This is a genomic window from Streptomyces sp. CB02959 (genome assembly GCF_002803155.1).
In the GTDB taxonomy this organism is placed as follows: Bacteria; Actinomycetota; Actinomycetes; order Streptomycetales; family Streptomycetaceae; genus Streptomyces.
This window is the reverse complement of record NZ_NNBP01000028.1, coordinates 186,807-211,771: the sequence shown is the minus strand read 5'-3', so window position 1 is coordinate 211,771 and position 24,965 is coordinate 186,807. Positions and strand designations below refer to the sequence as shown.

Genomic DNA, 24,965 nt, shown 5'->3' with positions numbered 1-24,965 from the left:
GGTGCGGGGCCTGTCTGTTTTTGATGAAGCCTCGTTCCCCGAGTTTCGACTCGGGGAACGAGGCTTTTTTGCGTTGTGCCGGAAGTTGTGCCGGAAGTGCGGTGCGCCTGGGCGTCAGGACGGGCGGGGGAGGGCGGTGGCGGTGAGGAGGATGCCGTGGGCGGTGTGCCAGCGGCCGGGGAGGACGGGTGCGGGGACGCCGGCCGGCCAGGGGAGCAGCAGGCGGGCGGTGAAGGTGCGGGTGGTGGGGGTGAAGGTGATTTCGGCGTCGTCGAATTGGAGGGGGCGGGGGGAGAGCGGGGCGCAGGTCTTGTAGACGGATTCCTTGGCGCTGAAGAGGAGGCGGTCCCAGGGGATGTCCGGGTGGGTGGTGGTGAGGTCCTGGAGGTGGGTGCGTTCGGTGGGGGTGGTGATGCCGTCGCGGACGAGGGGCGGCAGGGGGGCGTGGGGTTCGGCGTCGATGCCGAGGTGGGGGAGGTCGGCGGTGCGGGCCACGGCGGCGGCGCGGTAGCCGTCGCAGTGGGTGATGCTGCCGGTGATGCCGGGGGGCCAGGTGGGGGCGCCGGTGGGGCCGGGGGGTACCGGTGTCGGGGGGAGGCCCAGGCGGGTCAGGGCGCGGTGGGCGCAATGGCGGGCGGTGGTGAATTCGCGGCGGCGCTTCTCGCCGGCGTGGGCGATCTCGCGTTCCTCGATCGGGAAGAGACCGGTGGGGGCGGTGGGAGGCGGGTCACCGAGGGCGTCCTCGCCTACGGCGTGCGGGGGGAGGACGTGCTCGATGAGCATGTGGGGGCTCAACTCCTCGGGGATGGGCGGTAGTAGACGGTTTGTCGGGTGACGACTCTATGTGACGGGGGCGACAACGGCGGGCGTTGAGATTCTAGGTCGGGTGACCTAATGTCTGCGCTGTGGACGATGACCTCCAGCTTGATGTGAATGGTCCGGTGCTCGTGGTCGGCGGTTATGGGACCGTCGGTGGCGATCTGGCCCGGCTCGCCGCCCCCTCTTGGTCGTTACTGCTCACCGGGCGTACGCCCGAGAAGGGGCAGGCGCTGGCCGAGGAGGTCGGGGCGGAGGTGCGGCGCTGGGACCTGGGTGATCCGGAGCCGTTCTCGGCGCGGGTCCGGGCCGTGATCAGTACGGTGAACGACCCGGACGACCGGGTGATGCTGGCCGCCATCCGGGGCGGGGTGCCGTATGTGGACATCACGCGGTGGACGGCGCGGTTGCAGCGGGCCACGGCGGTTGCGGCGGTCAATCCGCCGACGGCGCCGGTGCTGCTCTCGTCGAGTTGGATGGGCGGGGTCAGCGCGCTGGTCACCGCGGCACTGGCGGCGGAGCTGGGCGGTGCGTCCGGGGTGCAGATCGCCATCCGGTACGACCTGAAGGACCGGGCCGGTACGGACTCGGTGGAGTTCATGGACCGGCTGGGGCTGGACTACGAGGTCACCGAGAACGGCGGGCGGCGGATGATCATGCCGTTGAGCGATGCCGGGTTCGTGCAGATCGGTGAGCACCGGACGAAGGTGGCGCGGATCGACACGCCGGAGCAGTTCACGCTGCCGCTGGTGCTGGGGCTGGACACCGCGATCACGCGGATCGGGTTCAGTGCGAACTCGTCGACGTCCACGCTGCTGGCGTTGAAGAAGACCGGGTTCTTCCGGTGGGGGCGGGGCGACTCGTTCGAGAAGACCCGCCGGTCGATGCTGTACTCGCCGGGTGAGGGCGGCAGCGCGCTGCTGCGGATCGATGTCCGCGGGCGGGGCGGGGAGCTTCGCAGCGCGGTGGTCGAGGATGCTGCCGGGCAGGCGCATCTGACCGCGCTGGGCGGGCTGTTGGGGTTGCGTCGGGTGTTGGGTGCGGATGGCGCGAAGGCGCCCACCGGGGTGGTGTTCCCCGAGATGACGCCGGTGCCGCAGGACGTCGTCTCCGTGCTGGAGAAGGCAGGGGTCGAGGTCACGGTGTCATGAGCGAGGAGAAAGGCGGCGGCAAGCCGCAGCTGACGCGGCAGGGGAGCCTGCGGCGGACCAGTCTGCTGGATGCCGCCGAGTCCGTACTGGTCGCCAAGGGCAACGCGGACGCGTCGCTGCGGGCCATCGCCGGTGAGGCGGGCGTGCGGGTCGGGCATCTGCAGCACTACTTCCCGACCCGGGCGGACCTGATCAAGGCCGTGCTGGAGCGGGCGTTGGACCGGTCGCTGGAGCGGCTGGCGGAGACCACCGGGCTGCGGATGAGCCGGGAGGACCCGTCGGTCATCGAGGTGCCGGAGGGCGGGCGGGCGGAACCCGACCGGGTGGTGGCCGTGGTGCTGGCCGAGCAGGAGGACCCGCAGCTGGTCCGGCTGTACGTCGAGGTGTGGGCGCTGGCGGCGCGGGACGACGAGATCGCCGCGGTGGTCCGGGAGTTCTACCAGAAGTACGTGGCCCATGTGGAGGCGTTCGTGCAGCAGGGGCGGCCGGAGTGGTCCGCCGAGTTCTGCCGGGCGCGGGCCGAGACGTTCGTGGCGTTGGTCGAGGGGGCGGCCCTGATGCGTTCAGGGATCGCCGGGAGCCGGTCGGGCGCGATGGATACCCAACTCGCGCAGCAGGCCGTGCAGTTGCTCCGGGACTGAGTCCGGGGCGTGCCATCCGCCGGCCGTCGACGTCCGGGGTGGCTTTCTCAGGGCCGGTCGGCCCATGGCGTGGCGTGCGGGCCGCGGCATGGGCCGGCGGCCCGTCATTCGTGGCACAGGGGGGAGTTCGTCATGTCCGAGGTAGTCGATCTGGCCGAGCTGGCGGCTACGGCGGGGCTGGAGCGGGAGCTTGCGTCGCTGGCCGCGCGGCACGACATCATCCGTACGCGGCAGCCGAACGGGCAGGAGACCTGGACGGTGCTGGGTGCGGCGCTGACCCGGGAGCTGCTGGGCGATCCGCGGCTGTCGAACGACGTGCACGCGCATGCGCCGCACGGGGCGCTGGTCCCGGGGCTGCGGGTGATGCTGCTGGAGCAGGACGACCCGGGGCATGCCCGCTACCGCCGGCTGGTGACCGCGGCGTTCGCGTCGAAGGCGGTGCGGCAGCTGGAGCCGCGCATCGTGGAGATCACCCGGCAGTTGCTGGACAAGCTGGGCGACAGCGGGACGGTGGACTTCATCGACGCGTTCACCTATCCGATGCCGTTGGAGGTGATCTGCGATCTGCTGGGTGTGCCGGGTGAGGACCGGGAGCCGTTCCGGAAGTGGGCGATGGACCTCTCCGCGGCGCCGTCGCCGGAGGCGATGCAGGCGTCGGCGGGCGAGCTGTTCGCGTACTGCATCGGGCTGATCGGGGCCAAGCGGGAGCGGCCTACGGAGGACCTGCTCGGTGAGCTGATCGCGGCGCGGTTCGAGGACGGGACCGGGCTGTCGGACGAGGAGCTGTCGTCGTTCGCCGCGGTGCTGCTGATCGCGGGCCACGACACGGTGACGAACCTGCTGGCCAACGCGTTGCACGAGCTGTTGACGCATCCGGAGCAGCTGGCCGCGCTGCGTGCCGACCGGTCGCTGGTGGGCGGGGCGGTGGAGGAGGCGCTGCGGTTCCGCGGGTCGGCGATGACCACGGTCAACCGGGTGGCTCTGACGGACATCGAGGCCGGCGGGGTCACCCTCCGCAAGGGCGAGCTGGTGCGGTTCCTGCTGAACGCGGCCAACCGGGACGCGGAGGTGCGGGCGGACGGGCACCGCTTCGACATCGGGCGGGCCACCGCGCAGCACGTCGCGTTCGGGATGGGGCCGCACTTCTGCCTGGGGCAGCGGCTGGCCCGCCAGGAGGCGACGATCGCGCTGACCGAGATCCTGGACCGGTTCCCGACGTTGGAGTTGGGCGTGCCGGCGGGGGAGGTGCGGTGGCTGGCCTCGGACGCGATCCGGGGGCTGGAGGCGCTGCCGCTGCGGTATGCGCGGGAGACGGTGTAGGGGCGTTGCGGTGGCCGGCGGTGCGGGCCCTGCGGGGTGGTGGCGCCGGTGCCGGGCGGGTGGGGCGGGGGGAGCTCTCCGCCCTGCAACTGACGTGATGTGTCGCGGAGTTGGGGGAGGCAGGTATGCGGATCACGGTCGATTACGCGCTGTGTGACGGGCTGGGGCAGTGTGCCCTGGTGGCGCCCGAGGTCTTCGAGTTGGACGACGATGAGCAGTTGGTGGTCGCGCCGGACCCGGCGCCGGAGCTCGCGGACCGGGTGGTGGCCGCGGCGCGGGCGTGCCCGGTGCGGGCGATCTCGGTCGAGGGGGCCTGAACCTTGCGTGAGGTCGTCGTGGTGGGCGGGGGCCTGGCGGCGGTCCGGGCCGGTGAGTCGCTGCGGGCGCGGGGGTTTTCCGGAGCGCTGACCGTGGTGTCGGACGAGAGTGAACTCCCTTATGACCGGCCGCCGTTGACCAAGCAGGTGATGGCCGGGACGCTCACCGCCGACGACATCCGGCTGGCGGGCGCCGAGGACTTCGGGGCCCGGTGGATCCGGGGGACCGCGGCCGTCGGGTTGGACCGGGAGCGGCGTCGGGTGCGGCTGGCGGACGGCACCCAGGTGCCGTACGACGGGCTGGTGGCGGCGACCGGGGCGCAGGCGCGGCCCTGGCCCGGGGAGGTGCCGGCCGGGGTGCTGACCGTGCGGGGGCTGGACGACGTCCGGGCGCTGCGGGCGGAGATCGACGGCGGGGCCCGTGAGGTGGTGGTCGTCGGGGGGGGGTTTCGTCGGGGTGGAGCTGGCGTCGTCGCTGGTCGGGCTGGGGCTCGGGGTGCGGGTGACGTTGGTGGAGCCGTTCGGGCGGCCGTTGCGGGTGCTGGGCGGGACGGCGCCGGAGGTGGTGGCGGAGGCGGCGCGCCGGGCCGGGGTCGTGCTGCGGCTGGGCACCGGGGTGACGGGTTTCCGGGTGGCCGGGGATCGGGTCGGCGGGGTCGAGTTGGCCGATGGGAGGGTGCTGCCGGCCGAGGTGGCGGTGGTGGCGATCGGGATGGTGCCGGCGACCGGGTGGTTGCGGGGGGCGGGGCTGGCGTTGCCGTCCGGGCGGGTCCACTGCGACGAGCGGTTGTTCGCGCGGACCGCGGGGGTGGCCGGGGTGGCCGATCCGCGGATCGTGGTGGCCGGGGACGTGGCCCGGTGCGATGCGGTGCGGGGTGCGGACGGGCCGGTTCCGTTGGAGCACTGGAGCAATGCGGCGGCGCAGGGGGAGTTGGCGGCGCGGAATCTGCTGGCGGGGCCGGCGGCGGCCGCGCCGTATGTGCATGTGCCGTCGTTCTGGACGTCGGCGTTCGGGCTGCGGATCAGGTCGGTGGGGCTGCCGGGGACCGGGGACCGGGTGGTCGTCGAGGAGGGCGACCCGGGTGCGGGGAAGGTGCTGGAGGCGCACTACCGGGAGGGGCGGTTGGTCGGTGCGGTGAGTGTGAATCTGGGGAAGCGGCTGGCGGGGTATGCGCGGCGGCTCCAGGAGGAGGGGGGACCGGTGGCGGGGGAGGCGGCCGGGGGGTCCGGGGTGTCCGGGGTGCCCGGGGCTTCTGGGGTGTCCGGGGTGTCCGGTGGGGGGTCGGCCGGTGGGGCCGGTGGGTGAGGTGGCGCTCGGCCGGTGGCCGGAATTCGGTGTGGTGGCCGGAAAGCGCATGACTGGCGGGTAAGTTTACGCGGGGTAACCCGCCATATCGCCGGTGGCGAGCAGTGAAACCGGCCTGCGTGAATGGCGCGTTAAGTTTTCCATTACCACGGAACATTTATGGTTTACCTCTTCAGGGGCACTTTGGGTCACGTGACCTATCGCACAAACGAGTGACGGCCCTGGGTGACTCTGGTAACGTTTTTATCGCGCCTCCAGGAGAGGCGGGGCGGGCTTTGCGAGTGCGTCACGACGAGGTGATCGCCGCCAATAAAAGCCTGCTCTTTTTGCAAGCAGGTGTCGGGGGATCATTTGCTACGGGGGATAGCCATGTGTAGCGCCTACGCAGGCGTCTGAAGCTGGGACTTCCTGAATTTCGGAAGCGTTCCCTTTCTCTTGTGTCCGCAGGGTGAACCAGTCGTTTCCGCGACGAGTCGTCATGCCCTGAGCGGGTAATCCATCAACATTTTTCACCGAGTGGCAGCCGGTTGCCGCGGTCGTCTCCGGAAATTCCGAACGACTTCGCGAACGGCTTGCGAAGCGGACTTCTGGTATCGCGCATTTATCGTGCCCGGTGTTCTTACGGGGCGGTGGTGGGCGGTCGTAAATGCGCCGTCGGGTAATTTCTGCTGCCGTTTTCCGGAAATTGCCATGACGGGGCGACGACGGTGTTCAGAGTGCTCAGAAACGAGGAGAGAAGAATGCAGAACCCCTACGAGGCCGAGCAGATCCAGGACATCGTGCGGGAGGGCCTGGCGCAGGTCCTGGGCACCGGTGCGGACGAGATCACCGCGGACGCCACCCTGGTCGCCGACCTGGGCGCGGAATCCCTGGACCTGGTCGAATTCCGCTTCGAGATGGAGACCAAGCTCGGCGTGGCACTGCCGAAGTCGAATGTTCTGGACCAGCTCGCCACCGCCCTCGGCGGCTCCGAGCGGCTTTACGACGAGCGCGGCGGAATCACCGAACTGGCCGCCGAGGTGCTGCGCCGCAGCGCGTTCGGCTACTCCGCGGAGCAGGTGCACGCCGGCCAGCGGCCCTACGAGGTCGCCGCGGCGGCCACCAGCGCGCACTGGGCCGCCTTCACCCACGCGATCTTCGACCACCTGCCCGAGACCTGCACCGAATGCGGCGCCGACAAGGCCGAACTCGCCGCGTCCGGCAAGGCGATCTGCGCCGGCTGCGGCGCCGCGCTGGAGGCGGCCACCGGCGACGAGGTGATGGCCGAGGGCGTCCGGGCGGCGCTCGCCGCCATCGGGCACGCCCAGCCCGTCGGCTGACCGTCCCGCGGCCGGTGCGGAAGGCGTCGCTCGTCGTGCGAGTCGTGCGAAAGGAAAGCAAGTGACACCCCATATACCCAACGGGGCCGAACACGAGGTCGTGGTGACCGGGATCGGTCTGGTCGCCGGGCAACTCACCGACCCGGAGGCGCTGTTCGACCACCTCGCGGAAGGACGCACGCTCATCACCGAGCACCCCCTCCACAAGGAGTGGGGCGTCCCCTGCGCCGTCTCGGCGCACATCGACCCCCAGGTGTGGCAGGCGCTCGCCGACGCGGCGCCCGAAGAAGCCGGGCCGCTGGGGCCGGCCGGCGTCCTCGCCTGGCACGCCGCCGCCCAGGCATGGGAGCGCAGCGGACTGCCGCGGCGGCTGGACACCGAGCGCGGCGGCGTCTTCCTCGCCTGCAACCGCATGGTCATGGAACCGGCCGAACTCACCTGGCTGGCAGCCCACGTGGACCACGAGGCGGGGGCCCTGGACCTGGACGGCTACCTGGAGCACCTCGACGGCCCGGCGGCGTCCGACGCGGACGGCGGGCTCGACCCGCAGCGGTACGAAAAGATCCAGCCGGACTCCGCCACCGCCGCGCTCGCCGACTACTTCGGCGCGGCCGGCGTCCTGGAGACCCACGCGGACGCCTGCGCCGCCGGCGGCATGGCGATCGGCAGCGCCTACCGCTACATCCGCAGCGGCACGCTCGACGTGGCGCTCGCCGGCGGCGCCGAGAGCCTGACCACGCTGACCGCGGTCACCGCCTTCTACGGGGTGGGCGCGCTCGCCCCGGCCGAGGGGCGGGACCCGGCGCGGATCAGCCGCCCCTTCGACAAGGACCGGTCCGGTTTCGTCATCGGGGACGGCGCGGCCTTCCTCGTCCTGGAGTCCCGGGCGCACGCCGAGGCGCGCGGCGCCCGCATCCTGGCCGAGGTCGCCGGGTACGCCGGGGTGACCGAGGCGGTGAAGATGACGTCCAGTTCGCGGGACGGCTCGGACTACGCGGAGTGCATACGGGCCGCGCTCGCCGACGCCGGGCTCGCCCCGGAGGACATCGACCACGTCAACGCGCACGGCACCTCGACCGAGGCCAACGACACCTGTGAGGCGGCGGCGCTGCACACCGTCTTCGGGGCGCGCGCCGCGACGCTCCCGATCACCGGCAACAAGTCCGCCATGGGGCACTCGTTGGCGAACAGCGGGGCGGCCGAGGCGGTGCTGTCGGTGCTCAGCCTGGAGCGGCAGACGCTGCTGCCGACGCTGAACTTCGCCGAACCGGACGAGGTCACCGGCGGACTGGACATCGTCACCGAGCGGCGCCCGGCGCGGGTGACCGCGGTGCTGTCCAACTCCTTCGGCTTCGGCGGCCAGAACTGCTCGCTGATCCTGGCCGAGGCGGGGTGAGCGGGGCCATGGCGACGTATGACGTACGACTGACCGCGCCCGGCCTGTACACCGCGGCCGGCACCGATCCGGACGCCCTGTGGGAGACCCTGGTCGCCGGGAAGGACACCCGCCGGCCGACCGAGGCCCTGGCCGGACCGTGGCCGGAATGCGACACCGCCTTCCTGGTGGACGACCTGGACGCGGCCACCCTCGGGGTGCACCGCAGGGTGCTGCGCACCTCGGAGAAGCAGGCCCGGATGGCGCTCTACGGGGCGCGACTGGCCCTGGCCGGCCCGGCGGAGCGCGGCCCGGTGGGCGGCCCCGGCTGGGGGCTCTACCTCGGACTGCCCACCGTGGACGAGGAGTTGCTGCGGTTCGGCGCCCTGGACCGGCTGCACAAGGCCGCCGGTTCGCCGGGCGAGGTCGCCGCGCTCTACGGGCGGGAGGTCCCGCCGTTCAGCGGACTGTCCCACCTCAACAGCACCGCGGCGGCGCACATCTCGGCGGTCTTCGGGCTGACCGGGGCGATGGCCGCGTACTCGCCGTTCTCCGACGCGGGCCTCACGGCGCTGATCGACGGGGCACTGTCGGTCGCGGAGGGGGAGAACGAGGCGGCGCTGGTCGGGGCGGTGAGCCCCAAGGTGCATCCGCTGCTCTTCGCGCAGTACGAGGAGCTGGGGTGGAACGGCGCGGTGCCGGGGGAGGGCGCGGCCTTCCTGGTCGCCGAGCGGGCCGGTGACGCTGCTGGATCCGGTGGTTCCGGTGGTTCCGGCGGATCCGTGGCCGGTGCCGGGGCTCCCGGTGCGCGGCTGGCCGGTTACGGCCGGGCCTTCGGCGCGGGGGCCGGGGACCGTACCGAGGCGGTCGTCGAGGCCGTCCACGCGGCCCTGGAGGCGGCCGGTACGGACGCCGGGGGGATCGGCTGGGTGCTGCCCGACGCCGCCTGGTCGGCGGACGCCGCACGGGCCCAGAGCGCCGCGCTGGAACGGGTCTTCGCGGGCACCGCGGACCGGCCCGCCCAGTTCACCGGCGAACGGGCCACCGGGGTACTGGGCCCCGCCCACCCGCTGGCGCACACGCTGCTGGCGCTGCATGGCCTGGCGTCCGGGCGGCGGCTGGCCGCCGACGGTGACGCGGTGCGCGAGGAGGCGCTGCCCGTCCCGCGGGCCCTGGTGCTGGCCTGCGGCGCACGCGGCCAGGTGTGCGCCGTCGTACTGGAAGGAGCCGGGAAATGAGCCGCCGCGTAGTGGTGACCGGACTGGGCGCCGTCTGCGGACTGGGGCTCGACTGGCAGACCATGTGGGAGGGCCTGACCGCGGGCCGGTCGGCGATCCGCGCCTGGCGGCTGCCCGGCGTCGAGGACTTCCCGGTGCGGTACGCCGCGCCGGTCGACGACGCCGCGTTCGCCGCGCGGTACGGCGCCGAAGCGGACCCGGACCGGCCGCTGGAGCGGCGCACCCGGTTCGGACTGGCGGCCGCCGCGCAGGCGCTGGCCGACGCCGGTATCGACGGGCCGGGCCCGGTGGGCCGGATCGGCACCGCGGTCGGCTCGGGCGTGCCGGAGCGGGACCCCTACGAGCTGCTGCACGCGGTCGGCGAGGACGGGCAGCCCAGCTGGCAGACGCTCTTCGGGCGGCGCGACCGACTGGACCGGGCCAGCGGCCTGTTCTGCACCAACGACGCGCTGGCCGCCGGGATCGCGGCCCGCCACCGGCTGCGCGGCCCGGCGCTGAACTTCTCCACCGCCTGCGCCGGGGCCACCCACGCCGTCGGCCACGGCTTGAAGATGATCCGCCGCGGGGAGGTGGACGCGATGGTGGTGGGCGGCGCCGACTCGGTGCTCAACCTGCCGACCATGACCGGGCTGCACCTGCTGGGCGCGCCGTCCACGTCCACGCTGTTCGGGGACCGGCTGTGCCGGGCCTTCGACCGGGACCGCAGCGGGCTGGTGGCCGCCGAGGGCGCGGCCATGGTGGTGCTGGAGAGCGAGGAGAGCGCCCGGCGGCGCGGCGCGACCGTCTACGCCGAACTGGCGGGTTTCGGCAGCTCGTTGGACGCCTACCAGGTCACCGCCCCGCACCCCGAGGGGCACGGGGCCGCGCTGGCGATGAGCCGGGCGCTGGCCGACGGCCGGGTGGCGCCGGACGCGGTGGACTCCATCAACGCGCACGGCACCTCCACCCCCCTGAACGACCCGATCGAGACCCGGGCGATCAAGGACGTGTTCGCGGCCGGCGAGCACTACCGGAAGCTGGCGGTCACCGCCAACAAGACCATGCTCGGGCACCTGATCGCCGCCGCCGGCGCACCCGAGCTGATCGCCACCGTGCTGTCCGTACGGGACGGCATCGTGCCCCCGACGCTGAATCTGGAGAACCCGGATCCGGCCTGCGACCTGGACTACGTGCCGGAGAAGGCGCGGTACCGGGAGGTGTCGGTGGCTGTGAGCAATTCCTTCGGCTTCGGCGGACTCAACGCCAGTCTGGTGGTGCGTGGTTATGAGCACTGACATCGTTTCGAGCGACGACATCCTTCCCGGCGCCGGGTCCGCCCCGGCCGCCGACGCCTCCTTCGACCCCGACGCGATCGTCGTCACCGGCATCGGCGCCGTGCTGCCCACCGGGCGCGGGCCCGAGGCCCTGTGGACGGCCTGGCGCGAGGCGCGGACCGCGCTCGCGCCCTACCGGGACCCCTACGTCCGGACGCAGCGGATCACCCACTTCGGGCACGTCCCCGCCGACCTCCAGCAGGCCGGCCGGGACAGCGTCCCCCACAAGCTGCGGAAGTTCGGCACCGCCTTCACCTTCAACGCCGTGCTGGCCTCCGAGGACGCCATGCGGCAGGCCGGCGACAGCTGGCAGACCATCCCCGAGGAGCGGCGCGGGCTCTACGTCGCCCAGGACGACTCCACCGAACTGAGCGCGGCCGCCTTCCACAAGGCGCTCGCCCAGGCCCGTACCGACACCTCGCCGCAGGTCGGCGCGGACCTCACGCGGGTGGTGGCGGAGGCGTTCGGCAACGCCGCGACCTTCAACCCGTTCACCGTCATCCGGGCGCTGAACAACAACACCCTGGCGCTGGTCAGCATCGCCCAGCGGTTCCGCGGGGACTGCGCGGCCTTCGTCCAGGACGCCGGGGCCGCACTCGGCGCCCTCCAGCGGGCCGCGTTCAGCCTCCGCCGGGGCGACTGCGACACCGCGCTGGTCGTCGGCGCCGGCAGCTACAACGAGCCGCTGAAGCTGGCCGCGCAGTACCGCGCCGGCCACCTCACCGCCGGCGGCCGCGGCACCGCCTCGCTGCGCAGCTTCGACGCCGAGCGGGACGGCACGGTGCTGGCCGAGGGCGCGGTGGCGCTGGTCCTGGAACGGGCCGGGGACGCCGCGGCGCGCGGGGCCCGTCCGCTGGTCACGGTGGCGGGCGCGGCGCTGCGGCCCGCCGTGGACAGCGGCGTCGGCCCGGCCGCGCTGGCCGAGAGCGTCCGCGGCCTGATGGCCGCGCACGGGATGACGCCGGACACCCTCGGCGCCGTCCTGGCCGACGGCAAGGGCACCGTCCGGCACGACGCCGCCGAGGCCGAGCTGCTGCGCGCGCTGCTCAAGGACAGCGGCGTCCCGGTCAGCTCCGTACGGCCGGTCACCGGCACCCTGGGGGCCGCCGGCCCGCTGGCCGAACTGGCGCTGGCGCCGAGCCTGTTCGCCACCGGTGAGCTGCCGCCGATCGCGCACCTGACGACGCCGCCGGACGATGGCACCGACTTCGTCACCGGATCGGCCCGGAAGCGCCGGATCGACTCCGTCCTCAGCCTGCACAGCAGTTTCAACGGGTTCGCGGGAGCACTGCTCGCCAAGCGGCCGCACCTCGCCTAGGAGACCACCAGCCAATGTCAGCTACGTCAGCTACGTCAGCGTTCACCGAATTCGTGCAGCCCCAGATGGGCCGGGTCTTCACCGCCCTGGGGCTGGACGTCGAGTACGAGCGGGCCGAGGGCAACACCCTCTACCACCGCGACGACCAGGGCGAACTGGTGCCGGTCCTGGACCTGATGGGCGGTTACGGCTCGCTGATCCTCGGACACAACCACCCGGAGATCGTCGCGCACGCCAAGGGGCTGCTGGACCAGAACCGCGCCGTGCACGCCCAGTTCTCGCTGCGCGGCGAGGCCGGCCGGCTCGGCGCCGCGCTCAGCGACGTCGTCCGCCGGGAGACCGGCATCAAGGAGCCGTACCTGGCCACCTTCGGCAACAGCGGCGCCGAGGCCATCGAGGCGGCCGTCAAGCACGCCGAGCTGGTCCGGGTGACCAAGGCGGCGGCACTGGCCGAGGAGACCGCCGCGCACCTGGAGGCGGCCCGGGACGCGGTCCGCCGCGGCGCGGCCGCCGTCGACCCGGACGCCTACCGGCTGCCCGCCCTCCAGGGGCAGACCGCCCCGGCCGACGGCATCGAGGGGCTGCTGGCCGCGATCGGCGCGCACAACGCGGCGGCGCTCGCCACCCGACCCCTCTTCCTGGCGCTGGAGCGGTCCTTCCACGGCAAGCTCGTCGGCAGTGTCCAGCTCACCTACAACGCCGGCTTCCGCACCCCGTTCCAGAACCTGGGCACGCGGGTCCGCTTCGTCCCCATGGACCAGCCGGAGCTGCTGGACCGGATCGCCGAGGACGAGCGGGTGGTGCTGCTCGACACCGAACTGGCCGACGGCCGGGTGCGGGTCGTCGAACGGGACTTCCCGGCCATCACCGCCTTCCTGGTCGAGCCGGTGCAGGGCGAGGGCGGCATCCACGCGCTCACCACCGAACAGGGCCGCGCCATCCGGCTGTTCTGCAACAAGGTCGGCACCGCACTGATCCTCGACGAGGTGCAGAGCGGCACGGGCCGCTGCGGCGCCTTCCTGGCCAGCTCGCTGATCGGGCTGCGCGGCGACTACTACGCGCTGTCCAAGTCGCTGGGCGGCGGCCTGGCCAAGGTCTCCGCGATGCTGGTCCGCCGGTCGCTGTACCAGGGCGAGTTCGACCTGATCCACAGCTCGACGTTCGCCATGGACGACTTCTCCTCGTCCATCGCCCGCAAGGTCGTCGACATGCTGGAGGACGCCGGCGGACAGGTGTACCGCCAGGTCACCGAGCGCGGCGAGCGGCTGGTCGAGATGCTGGCCGACCTCAAGTCGGCCTACCCGGACGTCATCGAGGACATCCGCGGCAAGGGCCTGTTCCTCGGTGTGCAGCTGCGCGACCAGGGCGAGGCCCGCTCCATGGTGCTGCGCGGCAGCGCCTACAACGGGGCGCTGGGCTACCTCCTCTCCGGCTACCTGCTGCGCCAGGAGCGGATCCGGATCGCGCCGACCGGCAGCGCCGGCAACGTGCTGCGCATCCAGCCGTCCGTGTACCTCACCGACGAGGAGATCGAGCGGCTGCGCGGCGCACTGGACCGGCTCTGCCGCATCCTGCGCTACGAGGACACCCTGCACCTGGTCCACCCGGCCAGCGACCGGACCATCCCCAAGCCGCGGGCGGAGATCCGCGACTTCCGCGGCGCCGTCGAGGGCTACGAGCAGGGCGAGCCGCGGCCGGTCACCGGCCCGGTCCGCAAGGTGGCGTTCGTCAACCACCTGATCACCCCGGCCCATCTGCGGCAGGTGGACCCGGCGCTGGCCGACTTCGGCGACGCCGCGCTGCGCTCCTTCGTGCTGGGCATGGACCCGGTGAAGAAGGCGGCGCCCTACCCGGGCGTGCGGATCGACTCGCCGCTGGGCAGTGCCGTGGAGTTCGCGCTCTACCCGCTGATGGTCGGGTCCGAGCAGATGGGCCGCTACCTGGCGGCCGGGGACGTCGCCGGGATCCGGGCGGACGTCCAGGAGCGGGTGCAGGCGGCCCGCGAGGACGGCTGCGAGGTCGCCGGGCTCGGCATGTACACCTCGATCGTCACCAACAACTGCACCGCGCTGAACGTCCCCGGCATCGCGCTGACCTCCGGCAACGCCCTGACCGTCGCGATGGGCGTACGGGCCATGGAGCGCGGCGCCCGCGACCGCGGCTTCGCGGTCGCCGACGCCACGCTGGCGGTGGTCGGCGCGGCCGGCAACATCGCCTCCGTCTACAGCCAGCTGTTCGCCGAGCAGCTCAGCAGGATCGTGCTGGTCGGCAGCCGCCGGGACGGCTCGGCGCGGCGGCTGCGGAACACCGTGCACGGCATCTACCAGGAGAGCTGGGCGCGGATCGCGGCCGGCGGCGAGCTGACCGGCATCCCGGCCCGGCTGGCCGAGGAACCGCTGATCGCCAAATGGCTGGCCGGCGACCCGACCGCGGACGACGCCGAGCGCGGCAAGGCGATCGCCGCGTACCTGGAGGAGCGCTACGGCCAGGACCCGTTCCTGACCGTCACCCAGGACACCGACGCGCTCCGCGAGGCGCAGCTGGTGCTGTGCGCCTCCAACAGCCCCGAGCCGTTCCTTACCGGGGAGCACTTCGCGCCGGACGCGGTGGTCTGCGACATCGCCGTCCCCAACAACGCGGTGCCGGACCTGGCCGCACAGCGCCCCGACCTGGCGTACATGCTCGGCGGCATCGTCGCCACGCCCCACGGCGAGAGCCTGCACCCCTCGGCGCGGGCCTTCCTGGAGGCCGGCCAGCTCTTCGCCTGCATGGCGGAGACCGCGCTGATGGGCCTGGCCGGCATCGACCGGCACTACTCCTACGGGAACATCAGCCGCCGGCAGGTCATCGACATCGCCGCACTGGCCGACGCGCACGGGCTGCGGCTGGCCGACTACAAGAGCGCGCACTCGGTGTGAGCCTCCCCCCAGCCACCGCTGGGGGGACCCTCGGGCGCCGCACGCGACCCGTCGCGGGCAGCCCCGCGTGCGGCGCCCGGCCCCAACCGCCGAGCCGGTCAACCGACTTCATTCGAGAGGACACGTCAGCTCATGGAATTCGCAGGTCAGGTAGGACTGGTGACCGGCGGCAGCCGGGGCATCGGCCGGGCCGTCGCCGTCCGGCTGGCGGAGGAGGGCTGCGACATCGCCCTCAACTACCGCAGCGCGACGGCCGAGGCGGAGCAGGTCGCCGAGCAGATCGCCAAGCTGGGCCGCAGGGTCGAGCTGTTCCAGGGGGACCTCTCCGACCCCGAGGTGCCGCACACGGTGGTCTCCGCCGTCCGGGCCTCCTTCGGACGGATCGACGTCCTGGTGAACAACGCCGGGATCACCCGCGACGAACTGCTGGTCAACCAGAGCCTCGCGGACATCGAGGACGTACTGCGCACCAACCTCGTCGCCCCGATGCTCACCCTCCAGGCGGCGGCGCCCGCAATGCTGCGGCAGCGCTACGGCCGGATCGTCAACATCTCCTCCGCCGCCGCCTCCAAGCCCGGCCGCGGCCAGTCGAACTACGCGGCGGCCAAGGGCGGTCTGGAGTCCTTCACCAAGGCGATGGCGGTGGAGCTGGCCTCCCGCGGCATCCTCGTCAACGCGGTCGCCCCGGGCGTCGTCAGCACCGACATGACCGACACCATCCGCGCCCACGGCGAGGACGAGATCATGAGCCGGCTGCTGCTGAAGAAGTACGCCGGACCCGAGACGATCGCCGACGCCGTGGCGTACCTCGCCAGCCCGCGCAACACGTACACCACGGGCGAGGTACTGCACGTCGACGGCGGCCTGAAGATGGCGTGAGGGGCTGGCCATGAGCGCACTCGACACCCCCGTACCGGGCTCCGTACCCGGCCTCGTACCCGGCTCCGTACCGGGCGAACTGGCCGGCCGGACCGCCGTGGTCACCGGCGCCGCCCAGGGCATCGGCCGCGAGGTGGCCCTGCTGCTGGCCGAGTCCGGCGCCGCCCGCCTGATCCTCCTCGACCGGGACGCCGCCCAGCTGGAGACCGTCGCCAAGGAAGTCCGCGACCTGGGCGCGGAGGCCACCGCGCTCGCCGCGGACCTGCGCGAGCGGGAGGCGGTCCGCAGCGGACTGCGCACCGCGCTCCGCGCCGCCGGACACCTCCACATCCTGGTCAACAACGCCGGCGTCGCCGACGAGAACGGCCCGGACGACGAGGAGACCTGGCTGCGGGTGCTGGACATCAACCTGCACGGCACCTTCGCGGTCACCGCCGCCTGCCTGGAGTACCTCGTCGACAAGGGCCGGATCGTCAACGTCTCGTCGATCCTCGGCAAGGCCGGCAAGATGCGGAACACCGCCTACTGCGCCTCCAAGCACGGCCTGATCGGCTACACCAAGGGCCTCGCCCTGGACCTGGCGTCCCGCGGCATCACCGTCAACGCCGTGCTGCCGGGCTGGATCGACACCCCGATGCTGCGCCGCGAGATCGCCGCCTCCGCGGAGGAGATCGGCGCCGACCCGGCGCGGATGCTGCGGCAGGCGCGCAAGTCCATCCCGCTGCGGCGGCTGGTCGAGGCACGGGAGGCCGCCGAGCTGATCGGCTTCCTGGTGTCCGACCGGGCGGCCGCCGTCACCGCGCAGTCCCTCACGGTCGACGGGGGCTACACCCGTGGCATGTGACGCCGAGACGGCCACCCTCCCGCGGCCCCGGCCGGCGCCCGCCGCGGACCCGTGGCTGCGGCGGCTGCGCCCGGGGCCGGCCGGGTCCGCCGCCGGGGCCGCCCGGGTCGTCTGCTTCCCGCACGCGGGCGCCGGCGCCGGCACCTACCGGCCGCTGGCCACCGCCGTCGCCGCCCGCACCGCCGGCGGCCGCCCGTACGAGGTGCTGGCGGTCCAGTACCCGGGCCGCAACGACCGGATCCGGGAGGCCCGCGTCGAGGACCTGGCGACGCTGGCGGCCGGCGTGCACCGGGCGCTGGCCGCCCTGACCGACCGCCCGCTGGTCCTGTTGGGCCACAGCATGGGCGCCCTGGTGGCGTACGAGGCGGCCCGCCTCCTGGAGCGCGCCGGGGCCGCCCCGGCGCACCTGATCGCCTCCAGCGCCTGGGCGCCGTCCGAGGTCCGCGGCGGCACGGTCCACCTCCAGGGCGACGACGGGCTGATCGACGAGATCCGGCGGACCCGGGGCACCGACCCGCGGCTGCTGGACAACCGGGACGTCCTGGCGATGGCCCTGCCGGTGGTCCGCAGCGACTACAAGGCCGTGGAGACCTACCGGCACCGGCCCGGCCCGCCGCTGACCACCCCGGTCACCGCGCTGACCGGCGACCGGGACCCGCTGGTCGCCGTCGGGGAGGCGGCCGCCTGGGAGCGGCACACCACCGGCGGCTTCCGGCTGCGGGTCTTCCCCGGCGGCGACCACTTCTACCTGTCCGGGCACTGGGCGGAGCTGGCGGACCACCTGGTCTCGGCGCCGCCGCGCCCGGTGGTGGCGGCGGCCGGGTAGGTCCGGTGGGGGCACCGGCCGGGCGGGGCGCGTCAGGCCGGTGCGAAGTCCTGCGGCCAACGGGCCCGGGCCTGCTCCCGGGAGCGCATGGTGGCCAGCGTCAGCAGGCCGCGCTCCCGGCCCGTCTCCAGCAGGCCCGGCAGGGCGGGCAGCGGGGCGAGCGCGGCGATGTCGTCCAGGACGAGGGTGAGTGGTGGGTCGAGCCGACCGGCGGATGACCGTTCGGCCATGCGGCGGCCGTGCTCGACCACGTGCGAGAGGAGTGCGGTGATCAGCGGCATCGCACCCGGGTCGGTGCGCGGGTCCTCGATGGACTCGCCCACCAGGTACAGCGTTCCCCCCTCGGCGAGGAAAGATTCGAGAACCAGCGCATCCGATCGCAGCGGATTGCTGGCGTCGCGGATATGGACCGAGGAGAGCGCGGTCAGCGCCCGGCCGACCAGCTCCTTCGCCATCTCCCGGCGTTCGGCGTGCGCGGTGAGCACCGACTCCAGCTCGCCGGCCTGCCCCGCGGACGCCTTGGCGTTGGTGCGCAGGATCCGGACCGGCTCCTGGGCGCCGCCCGCGGCGTGCGCCCAGCGGTGCAGCTGGCGGAACGGGCGGCCGTCCAGCGCGGCGGCGTGCAGCCAGCAGCGCAGCAGGGTCCGCGCGGCGTCCGCGACGGCCGAGTCCAGGGCGCTGGCCGGGCGGACCGGGGCCAGCAGCGCGGTGGCGCGGGCCGCGGCGGTGCCGATCTCCTCGCAGCCCGCGGTGGGCGACCAGCGCAGCCGGGCCGGGGTGTCGAGGCGGTGCGTGGGGTCGTAGGCCAGCAGCGGGCCCAGTTTGGCGCGGGCGTCCTTGGTCTCGGCCCAGAGGTCGGGGTCGGTGGTGGCGACGACCAGCGGGCCGGTGGCGGCGGTGGCGGCGGCCAGCGCCGCGGCCCGGGCGACGGCCCGGTCGCTGCCGAACTGGACGCGCGGAAGCGTCGGTTCCGGTGCGGCGACCGGGGCGGGCGCGGGCACGGGGATGGTGCCGCGCTGCTCGGGGAGCGAGCCGGGCTCCGGCGGCGGTGCCGCGGCCGGCACCTGGGGGACGGCGGGCGCCTGCGGGACGGCGGGCACCGGGGCCGCCGCGGGTTGTGGAGCGGCCGGTGCGGCCGGTGCGGCCGTCTCCGCCCCCGTGGGAACGACCGGCTCGGTGCGCCGGCCCCGTGCCGCCTGCGCCCGCTGCTGGGTCCGCTGCTGGGCCCGCCGCGTCGCCCGGACGGCCCGGTACCGCGTGACCGTCCCCAGCGTGAAGATCGCCAGCACCAGCAGCACCATCAACTCGCCGACGAACAGCCCCCAGAACAGGCCGTAGCCCGACAGCTGGTCCTTCGGGGTGCCCGGCCAGGCCGCCGCGATGTCGTGCGGCGCGGCGACCAGGTGCCGCAGCGCGGTCGGCGTACCGGTGTACGTCACCCCCGACGGCCAGCCGCCGTGCGCGAGCAGCCCGGCCAGGCCGGTCGCCGTCCACACCACCAGGGTCAGGCCGAGCAGGAAGCCGATCAGCCCCACCAGCAGCGTGTCGGGCACGCCGCGGTTTCTGGGACGGCCGCCGCCCCGGCCGTCCCCGCGGTCGTACGGGCCGTCGTGGCCACCACCGCCGTCGTGGCCGTCATAGCCGTCGTAGCCGTGGCGGCCGTCGTCGTATCCGCGCCTCACGCCACCGTCTCGCTCGACTCGTTCCGCAACTGCCGTTCCATCGCGATGGCCTCGGCGCGCGCCTCCGCCTCGGCGTCCGCGGCCAGCGCGAGCGCGCGGGCCTCGTCGGTCGGCAGCGGGGCCGACTCGGTCATCGCCCGGTCGGTGTAGACCAACGGCCGCTCGGCCTCGGTGATGAGGTGCTTGACGACCTGCACGTTGCCGTTGACGTCCCAGACGGCGATGCCGGGGGTCAGGGTCGGAATGATCTCCACCGCCCAGCGCGGCAGTCCGAGCACCCGCCCGGTGGCCCGCGCCTCGTCGGCCTTCTGGGCGTAGATGGTGCGGGTGGACGCCATCTTGAGGATCGCCGCGGCCTCCCGCGCCGCCGCGCCGTCCACCACGTCGCTGAGGTGGTGGACGACGGCCACGAACGACAGGCCCAGCCGGCGGCCGAACTTCAGCAGCCGCTGGAAGAGCTGGGCCACGAACGGCGAGTTGATGATGTGCCAGGCCTCCTCGACCAGGAAGATCCGCTTCTTCCGGTCCGGGCGGATCCAGGTGTGCTCCAGCCACACCCCGACGATCGCCATCAGGATCGGCATCGCGATCGAGTTCCGGTCGATGTGCGAGAGGTCGAAGACGATCAGCGGCGCGTCCAGGTCGATGCCCGCCGTCGTCGGGCCGTCGAACATGCCGCGCAGGTCACCGTCGACCAGCCGGTCCAGCACCAGCGCCACGTCCAGGCCCCAGGCGCGGACGTCGTCTATGTCGACGTTCATCGCCTCCGCGGACGACGGCTCGGGGTGCCGCAGCTGCTCGACGATGTCGGAGAGCACCGGCTGCCGGCCGGCGCGGGTCGCCCCATCCGCCGCATCCGCCCCGTCCGCCCCGTCGGTCTCGTCGATCCCGTCCGTCTCGTCCTCGTGTCCGCCGAGCACCGCCGCGTGCGCGACCTTCAAGGCGAAGCCGGAACGTTCGTCCAGACCGTGCCCCATGGCGACCTCGATGATCGTCCGGAGCAGGGCCAGCTGGCCGGTGGTGGTGATCGAGGGGTCGAGCGGGTTGAGGCGGATGCCGCCGTTGAGGGCGGCGGTGGGGTCCAGCCGGATGGGGGTTATCCCCAGCTCCTGGGCGATGAGGTTCCACTCGCCGACGCCGTCCTCGCCCTGCGCGTCCAGCACCACGACCTGCCGGTCGCGGAACCGCAGCTGCCGCAGCACATAGGTCTTCTCCAGCGCGGACTTGCCGTTGCCGGACTCCCCGAGCACCAGCCAGTGCGGCGCCGGCAGCTGCTGCCCGTACAGCTGGAACGGGTCGTAGATGTACCCCTTGCCGGAGTACACCTCGCGCCCGATGATCACGCCCGAGTCGCCGAGCCCCGGCGCCGCCGTCGGCAGGTAGACCGCCTGCGCCTGGCCGGTGGAGGTGCGTACGGGCAGCCGTGTCGTCTCCACCTTCCCGAACAGGAAGCTGGTGAAGGCTTCGGTGAAGGCACCGAGCGGATCGAACATGGCCATGGCGTACGCGCCTCCCAGGGCTTAAGCGGCGTTGGCGGCGTTAACGGCGGATACCGGTCGCGAACGGCAGGGTGTTCACGAAGGCCCGGTGGTGCTCACGGTCGCACCACTCCAGCTTGAGGTAGGACTTGCCCGCCGAAGCGCGGATGGTCCGCTTGTCGCGGGCCAGCGCCTCCGGCGACCGGGACGAGACGGTGAGGTAGCCGACGAGGTTGACCCCGGCCGCGCCGGACGCCAGGTCCTCGCCGCGCTGGTCCACCCGCCCGTGGTGCGCCACGTCCCGCGGGTCCACCACCCGGTTCATCTTCGCCGCCCGGCTCGCCTCGGCGTCGTCGTTGGTCTTCTCCGTCAGCATCCGCTCGATGGCCACCTCGGTGGGCTCCAGGTCCATGCAGACCGCGACCGTCCGGATCACGTCCGGGGTGTGGACCAGCAGCGGCGCGAGGAAGTTGACGCCCACCGGCGTCAGCGGCCACTCCTTGACCCAGGCGGTGGCGTGGCACCAGGGCGCCCGCGTCGACGACTCCCGGGTCTTGGCCTGGAGGTACGTCGGCTCGGTCGCGTCCAGCTCGGCCGGCCAGGCGTTGCGCTTGCTCATCGCCTGGATGTGGTCGATCGGGTGGTCCGGGTCGTACATGGAGTGCACCAGCGACGCCAGGCGCGCCTGCCCGAGCGGCTGGCGCACCCGGATGTCCGCCTCCGTCAACCGGGCGCAGATGTCGGTCAGCTCACGCGCCATCACCACCGCCAGCCCGGCGTCCCGGTCCAGCTTCCGGCGCAGCAGGCCGGTGCGCTGGGTGGCCGCGGCCCGGGCCATGGTGACCGCCTCGGCGGCCAGTTCACGGGTGAAGTGCATGCAGGCCACCAGATAGGCCCGGTGCTGCTCGGACGAGGTGGACACCATCGACTGCAGCTGCTCGTACGACTCGCGCAACCACTCCGGGGAGTCGGCGTCGCCCCGCTGGGCGACGTCCTTGGCGTGCGCGTCCGGATCGGCGGGCAGCGTCCGCGCCAGCATCTGCAACCGGGTCACGAACCCGTCCCCGTTGGCCACGTGCTTCAGCAGCGTCCCGAACCGGTCGACCAGGGCCTCCTGGTCCTCGCTGTCCCGCAGGCCGACGCCCGGCCCCTCGATCTCGATCGCCGCGGTCACCGTCCGCCGGTCGGCGTGCAGCAGCACCGCGATCTCGTCCGGCCCGAACGGCGCCGACAGCCAACTGATCCGCCCGATGCCGGGCGGCGGCCCGATCTCCACTTCACTCCCGTCCAGCCGTACGCCGGCTTCCGCGGCAGCGGAGCGGTACACCGCCCCTCCCTTGCGCACGGAACGGCGGAAACTCCGCCGGATCTCGAACCACTTGTAGTACGTGCGCCCCTTGTACGGCACGTAGACCAGGGCCAGCCCCAGCACCGGGAAACCGGTCAGGCTGGCGATCCGCAGCGGCAGCGACGGCACCAGCAGCCCGCACACCATCCCCAGGAACGCACCGGCGATGATCAGGGTGATCTCGCCGGTCTCCCGGTTCTTGCCGACGACGGCGTTGGGCCGGGCACGGCCGATCAGATACGTGCGCCGTGGCGCGATCGGCTGGGACGGCGTGCTCAACGCCCCTCACCTCCAGGTGTCTTGCCGGTGCGGGGGCCGCCGGCACCGGGGTTCGCCCGGGGAGCCGGCGCCGTCGAGGACGAACGGGAACCGTGCGCGGCGACCCCGCCGGACACCGCGTCGGCCGGGCGGGACTGCCCGCCCTGCGCGCCGCCGCCGTCCCCGCCCGACCGGCGGGAACTGTGCGTCTTGATGCCCTGCGACACCAGCGCCGCGGGCGAGGAGATCATGGCGGCCGCCTGGCTGCCGTCGGTGGCCCGCCCCTTGCTGGACCGCGCCGACACCATCTCGTCGCCGAAGCCCGGTACGAACCGGTAGATCACCGCACTCGCGAAGATCGCCAGGATGATGATGGCGAGCCCGGACACCACGGCCGAGAAGGCGTTCGGCCCCTTGTCCCCGGAGAGCGCCCCGGCGATCCCCAGCACGATCACGATCACCGGTTTCACCATGATCACCGCGATCATGATCCCCGCCCAGCGCCGGACGTGCCCCCACATGTTCTTGTCGACCAGCCCGGCGTACACCACGGTCCCCAGCAGCGCCCCGACGTACAGCAGCGCGGCCCGGATCACCAGCTCCAGCCAGAGCACACCGGCGGCCAGCACCGACACCAGCGACACCACGATCAGCATGATCGGGCCGCCGCCGATGTCCGTCCCCTTGGTCAGCGCCTGCGAGAACGCCCCGAAGAACGTGTCGGTCTGCGCCCCCGTCCCCTTCGCGATGATCTCGGTGACGGCGTCGGTCGCCGACACCACCGTGTAGAGGATCAACGGCGTGAACGCGGACGCCAGCACCGTCAGCCAGAGGAACCCGACCGCCTCGCTGATCGCCTCCGTCAGCCGCACCCCCCGCACGGCCCGCTTGGCGACGGCCAGCAGCCACAGCACCAGCGTGAGCACGGTGGACGCGGCGAAGACCACCGCGTACTGCCGCAGGAACGCCGCATTCGTGAAGTCCACCTGCGAGGTGGCCTTCACGGCCCCCGACAATTTATCGACAATCCAGGCCGCGGCTTTGGCACATCCCTGCGCGAGGGAACCGAGGGGGTCTAGGGGGTTGTTGGTGGAGAGACCGCCGCCGCCCGGATCGGCTGTCCCGGTCCCGCCGCCCGAGCTGCGCTGCTCGCAGAGCTCTTTGGCCTTGTCCGTGAGGAGGGCGCAGGCACCGTCGGAGGGGTTCGGTGAGGGTGAGGGCGCGGCGAACGCGCGTGCCGACAGGACCACGAGCGTGGTCTGCACACCGGTCAGCGCCGCGGTGACCCCAAGGAGCCGACGCCGGTTGTCACCTCGCATAGGTCAACCCTCCGAACCCTTGAACGGCCTTGGAAATGGCGTCGGCCGTGGCGGCGGTCTGGTCTCCGCCGATCGGAGCCGGCCCGGCGCTCGTCGTGAACCCGGCGACCTTCCAGTCGCCGTTCACCCACTGCAGTTGCATCGTGGCCGTGTACCAGTTCTCCGAGACCGGATTCTGGGATCCCTGGCCCGCGACGCCGAAGAGGAGGGAGTACCAGACCGAGACCTTGGCGGTGGTGCCCCCGAACGCCTCGGTCTTCGTCCCGGCCGGGTTGGCCCTGGAGACGAAGGTCATGCCCTGGGGGACGCTGCCGTCGGCCTTGAGGCCGACCTGCGCGAGGAATTTCGGGTCGGTGTAGGTCTTGCCCAGGCTCGCTTTGCGGGCCGTGGCGGCGGAAGGGGTGTAGACGGCGTCCACGAGTGCGTCCCGGCGGCCGGACTGGTACATCCCGTCCCCGGAGAGCGCCACCACATAATTCGCCGCCGCCGACTGCGCCCCCTGTTCCGTCTGCGGGAAGCCCGAGGCGATGCCGCCGGTCTTGCCGGTGACCGGCTTGGTGCCCGTGGGGGCGGTCGGCTGGGCCGCGGCCTGGTCCTTGGCGGAGCCGGTGGAGCCGGAGTCGGTCTCGCTGTTGCCGCTGCCGCCCCGGTTCGCGAAGGCGATGGCCGCGAGCAGCAGGACGACCACGCCGACGACCGTGATGAGGTTGCGGCTGGAGAGGCCGGCCCGGGCGCGGCGGGGCGTGCCGTAGGTGTCGGTCTCGCCGTCGGGAAGTCTGGTCCTGGTCTGACCCGTGCCGGAGCCGCGGCTGTCGCCGTAGCCTCCGTCGTCGCCGATACTCATCGCGCCTGTGCCCCCTCTGCCGCCATCGCCGTTGCCGCCCTCGCCGTCCGTGCCGTTGGTGTGCCGCCTTCATATGACCGTAGCTGCGCGGGCGGCGGCTCGGGTGAAGTGGTACGAGTACATCTCACCGTGACGGTTCCTCAGTTGCTGGGCGGCAGAGGCGAATGGGGGACTCTGGGAGGTTTGTCCCCGTCGTCCGCCGAACGCCCGCCGCGGCCTGCTTGTCTCCGGAACCAACCGTCCCCGCGACACGGGCGGCCCAATCGGCCCGCTGGTGGCGGGTGTGGTCACGGCGCGGCTCAGGGCCCCGCGGTCCGGGGTGAGTGGGCGTCAGCATGGGGCCTCGGGCAGGGGGGTGGGACATGTGGGGGCACGGGACGGCGGAGAGGGGTCGGGCGGGGGCGCACGGGGGGCGGCGCCGGGACGGGTGCGTGCCGACGTGCGCGGTGCGGTGG

Annotated in this window: 20 protein-coding genes; 14 read left to right on the top strand and 6 right to left on the bottom strand. The window is 73.1% G+C overall.

The window, feature by feature from the left end; translation table 11 throughout:
• Positions 1-114: 114 nt before the first annotated feature.
• Positions 115-783: a 4'-phosphopantetheinyl transferase gene (locus tag CG747_RS36155; protein ID WP_100606119.1), complete on the bottom strand. Its 669-nt coding sequence runs from the start codon at positions 781-783 to the stop codon at positions 115-117.
• Positions 784-941: 158 nt separating this feature from the next.
• Between CG747_RS36155 and CG747_RS36150 the strand changes: the two genes are divergently transcribed.
• From CG747_RS36150 to CG747_RS36085, 14 genes are all read left to right on the top strand, one after another.
• Entirely contained in the window at positions 942-1,967 is a 1,026-nt protein-coding gene (locus CG747_RS36150) for a saccharopine dehydrogenase (protein WP_100606118.1), read from the top strand.
• Entirely contained in the window at positions 1,964-2,608 is a 645-nt protein-coding gene (locus CG747_RS36145) for a TetR/AcrR family transcriptional regulator (protein WP_100606117.1), read from the top strand. The genes CG747_RS36150 and CG747_RS36145 overlap by 4 nt, the downstream gene beginning before the upstream one ends.
• A 132-nt stretch (positions 2,609-2,740) precedes the next feature.
• Positions 2,741-3,928, top strand: coding sequence for a cytochrome P450 (locus CG747_RS36140; RefSeq protein ID WP_100606116.1), 1,188 nt, complete (start codon positions 2,741-2,743; stop codon positions 3,926-3,928).
• Positions 3,929-4,053: 125 nt separating this feature from the next.
• The gene (locus CG747_RS36135) at positions 4,054-4,245 is read left to right on the top strand and encodes a ferredoxin (protein ID WP_100606115.1); all 192 of its coding nucleotides are present in this window, start codon (positions 4,054-4,056) and stop codon (positions 4,243-4,245) included.
• A 457-nt stretch (positions 4,246-4,702) separates the two neighbouring features.
• A complete protein-coding gene (locus tag CG747_RS36130; protein ID WP_257980960.1) occupies positions 4,703-5,551 on the top strand; it encodes an FAD-dependent oxidoreductase in 849 nt (282 codons plus the stop codon).
• 740 nt (positions 5,552-6,291) lie between these two features.
• The gene (locus CG747_RS36125; protein ID WP_100606114.1) at positions 6,292-6,870 is read left to right on the top strand and encodes an acyl carrier protein; all 579 of its coding nucleotides are present in this window, start codon (positions 6,292-6,294) and stop codon (positions 6,868-6,870) included.
• 61 nt (positions 6,871-6,931) lie between these two features.
• Positions 6,932-8,266, top strand: coding sequence for a beta-ketoacyl-[acyl-carrier-protein] synthase family protein (locus CG747_RS36120; RefSeq protein WP_100606113.1), 1,335 nt, complete (start codon positions 6,932-6,934; stop codon positions 8,264-8,266).
• An 8-nt stretch (positions 8,267-8,274) separates the two neighbouring features.
• Positions 8,275-9,483, top strand: a complete 1,209-nt coding sequence (locus CG747_RS50805) for a beta-ketoacyl synthase N-terminal-like domain-containing protein (RefSeq protein WP_100606112.1) — start codon at positions 8,275-8,277, stop codon at positions 9,481-9,483.
• The gene (locus CG747_RS36110; RefSeq protein ID WP_100606111.1) at positions 9,480-10,757 is read left to right on the top strand and encodes a beta-ketoacyl synthase; all 1,278 of its coding nucleotides are present in this window, start codon (positions 9,480-9,482) and stop codon (positions 10,755-10,757) included. The genes CG747_RS50805 and CG747_RS36110 overlap by 4 nt, the downstream gene beginning before the upstream one ends.
• Entirely contained in the window at positions 10,747-12,114 is a 1,368-nt protein-coding gene (locus tag CG747_RS36105) for a beta-ketoacyl synthase N-terminal-like domain-containing protein (RefSeq protein WP_100606110.1), read from the top strand. Before CG747_RS36110 ends, CG747_RS36105 begins: the two co-directional genes overlap by 11 nt.
• Before the next feature lie 14 nt (positions 12,115-12,128).
• Positions 12,129-15,032: an aminotransferase class III-fold pyridoxal phosphate-dependent enzyme gene (locus CG747_RS36100; RefSeq protein ID WP_100606109.1), complete on the top strand. Its 2,904-nt coding sequence runs from the start codon at positions 12,129-12,131 to the stop codon at positions 15,030-15,032.
• Positions 15,033-15,164: 132 nt separating this feature from the next.
• Complete coding sequence (locus CG747_RS36095; protein WP_100606108.1) at positions 15,165-15,911, top strand: 3-oxoacyl-ACP reductase family protein; 747 nt, start codon at positions 15,165-15,167, stop codon at positions 15,909-15,911.
• A 10-nt stretch (positions 15,912-15,921) separates the two neighbouring features.
• Positions 15,922-16,755, top strand: coding sequence for an SDR family NAD(P)-dependent oxidoreductase (locus CG747_RS36090; protein ID WP_219621578.1), 834 nt, complete (start codon positions 15,922-15,924; stop codon positions 16,753-16,755).
• Positions 16,745-17,581, top strand: a complete 837-nt coding sequence (locus CG747_RS36085; RefSeq protein ID WP_100606107.1) for a thioesterase II family protein — start codon at positions 16,745-16,747, stop codon at positions 17,579-17,581. Before CG747_RS36090 ends, CG747_RS36085 begins: the two co-directional genes overlap by 11 nt.
• Positions 17,582-17,613: 32 nt before the next feature.
• Here CG747_RS36085 and CG747_RS36080 read toward each other — a convergent pair whose 3' ends face one another.
• Genes CG747_RS36080 through CG747_RS36060 form a run of 5 tightly spaced genes read right to left on the bottom strand, consistent with a single transcriptional unit; the run spans position 17,614 to position 24,510 of the window.
• A complete protein-coding gene (locus tag CG747_RS36080) occupies positions 17,614-19,263 on the bottom strand; it encodes a TraM recognition domain-containing protein (RefSeq protein WP_374701859.1) in 1,650 nt (549 codons plus the stop codon).
• Positions 19,260-20,756 carry an ATP-binding protein gene (locus CG747_RS36075; protein ID WP_100606138.1) on the bottom strand — a complete coding sequence of 499 codons (1,497 nt, stop codon included), beginning with the start codon at positions 20,754-20,756 and terminating at the stop codon, positions 19,260-19,262. The genes CG747_RS36080 and CG747_RS36075 overlap by 4 nt, the downstream gene beginning before the upstream one ends.
• Before the next feature lie 46 nt (positions 20,757-20,802).
• A complete protein-coding gene (locus tag CG747_RS36070) occupies positions 20,803-22,368 on the bottom strand; it encodes an SCO6880 family protein (protein WP_100606106.1) in 1,566 nt (521 codons plus the stop codon).
• Entirely contained in the window at positions 22,365-23,666 is a 1,302-nt protein-coding gene (locus tag CG747_RS36065) for a hypothetical protein (RefSeq protein WP_100606105.1), read from the bottom strand. Before CG747_RS36065 ends, CG747_RS36070 begins: the two co-directional genes overlap by 4 nt.
• The gene (locus CG747_RS36060; protein ID WP_100606104.1) at positions 23,656-24,510 is read right to left on the bottom strand and encodes a hypothetical protein; all 855 of its coding nucleotides are present in this window, start codon (positions 24,508-24,510) and stop codon (positions 23,656-23,658) included. Before CG747_RS36060 ends, CG747_RS36065 begins: the two co-directional genes overlap by 11 nt.
• Between the last annotated feature and the right edge of the window lie 455 nt (positions 24,511-24,965).

Excerpts from the sequence above, each read along its gene's own strand:
- CG747_RS36145 (WP_100606117.1), top strand. The coding sequence starts at position 1,964 with ATGAGCGAGGAGAAAGGCGGCGGCAAGCCGCAGCTGACGCGGCAGGGG.
- CG747_RS36155 (WP_100606119.1), bottom strand. The coding sequence starts at position 783 with ATGCTCATCGAGCACGTCCTCCCCCCGCACGCCGTAGGCGAGGACGCC.
- CG747_RS36100 (WP_100606109.1), top strand. The coding sequence starts at position 12,129 with ATGTCAGCTACGTCAGCTACGTCAGCGTTCACCGAATTCGTGCAGCCC.
- CG747_RS36135 (WP_100606115.1), top strand. The coding sequence starts at position 4,054 with ATGCGGATCACGGTCGATTACGCGCTGTGTGACGGGCTGGGGCAGTGT.
- CG747_RS36075 (WP_100606138.1), bottom strand. The coding sequence starts at position 20,756 with ATGTTCGATCCGCTCGGTGCCTTCACCGAAGCCTTCACCAGCTTCCTG.
- CG747_RS36090 (WP_219621578.1), top strand. The coding sequence starts at position 15,922 with ATGAGCGCACTCGACACCCCCGTACCGGGCTCCGTACCCGGCCTCGTA.
- CG747_RS36060 (WP_100606104.1), bottom strand. The coding sequence starts at position 24,510 with ATGAGTATCGGCGACGACGGAGGCTACGGCGACAGCCGCGGCTCCGGC.
- CG747_RS36065 (WP_100606105.1), bottom strand. The coding sequence starts at position 23,666 with ATGCGAGGTGACAACCGGCGTCGGCTCCTTGGGGTCACCGCGGCGCTG.
- CG747_RS50805 (WP_100606112.1), top strand. The coding sequence starts at position 8,275 with ATGGCGACGTATGACGTACGACTGACCGCGCCCGGCCTGTACACCGCG.
- CG747_RS36095 (WP_100606108.1), top strand. The coding sequence starts at position 15,165 with ATGGAATTCGCAGGTCAGGTAGGACTGGTGACCGGCGGCAGCCGGGGC.
- CG747_RS36105 (WP_100606110.1), top strand. The coding sequence starts at position 10,747 with ATGAGCACTGACATCGTTTCGAGCGACGACATCCTTCCCGGCGCCGGG.
- CG747_RS36140 (WP_100606116.1), top strand. The coding sequence starts at position 2,741 with ATGTCCGAGGTAGTCGATCTGGCCGAGCTGGCGGCTACGGCGGGGCTG.
- CG747_RS36125 (WP_100606114.1), top strand. The coding sequence starts at position 6,292 with ATGCAGAACCCCTACGAGGCCGAGCAGATCCAGGACATCGTGCGGGAG.
- CG747_RS36110 (WP_100606111.1), top strand. The coding sequence starts at position 9,480 with ATGAGCCGCCGCGTAGTGGTGACCGGACTGGGCGCCGTCTGCGGACTG.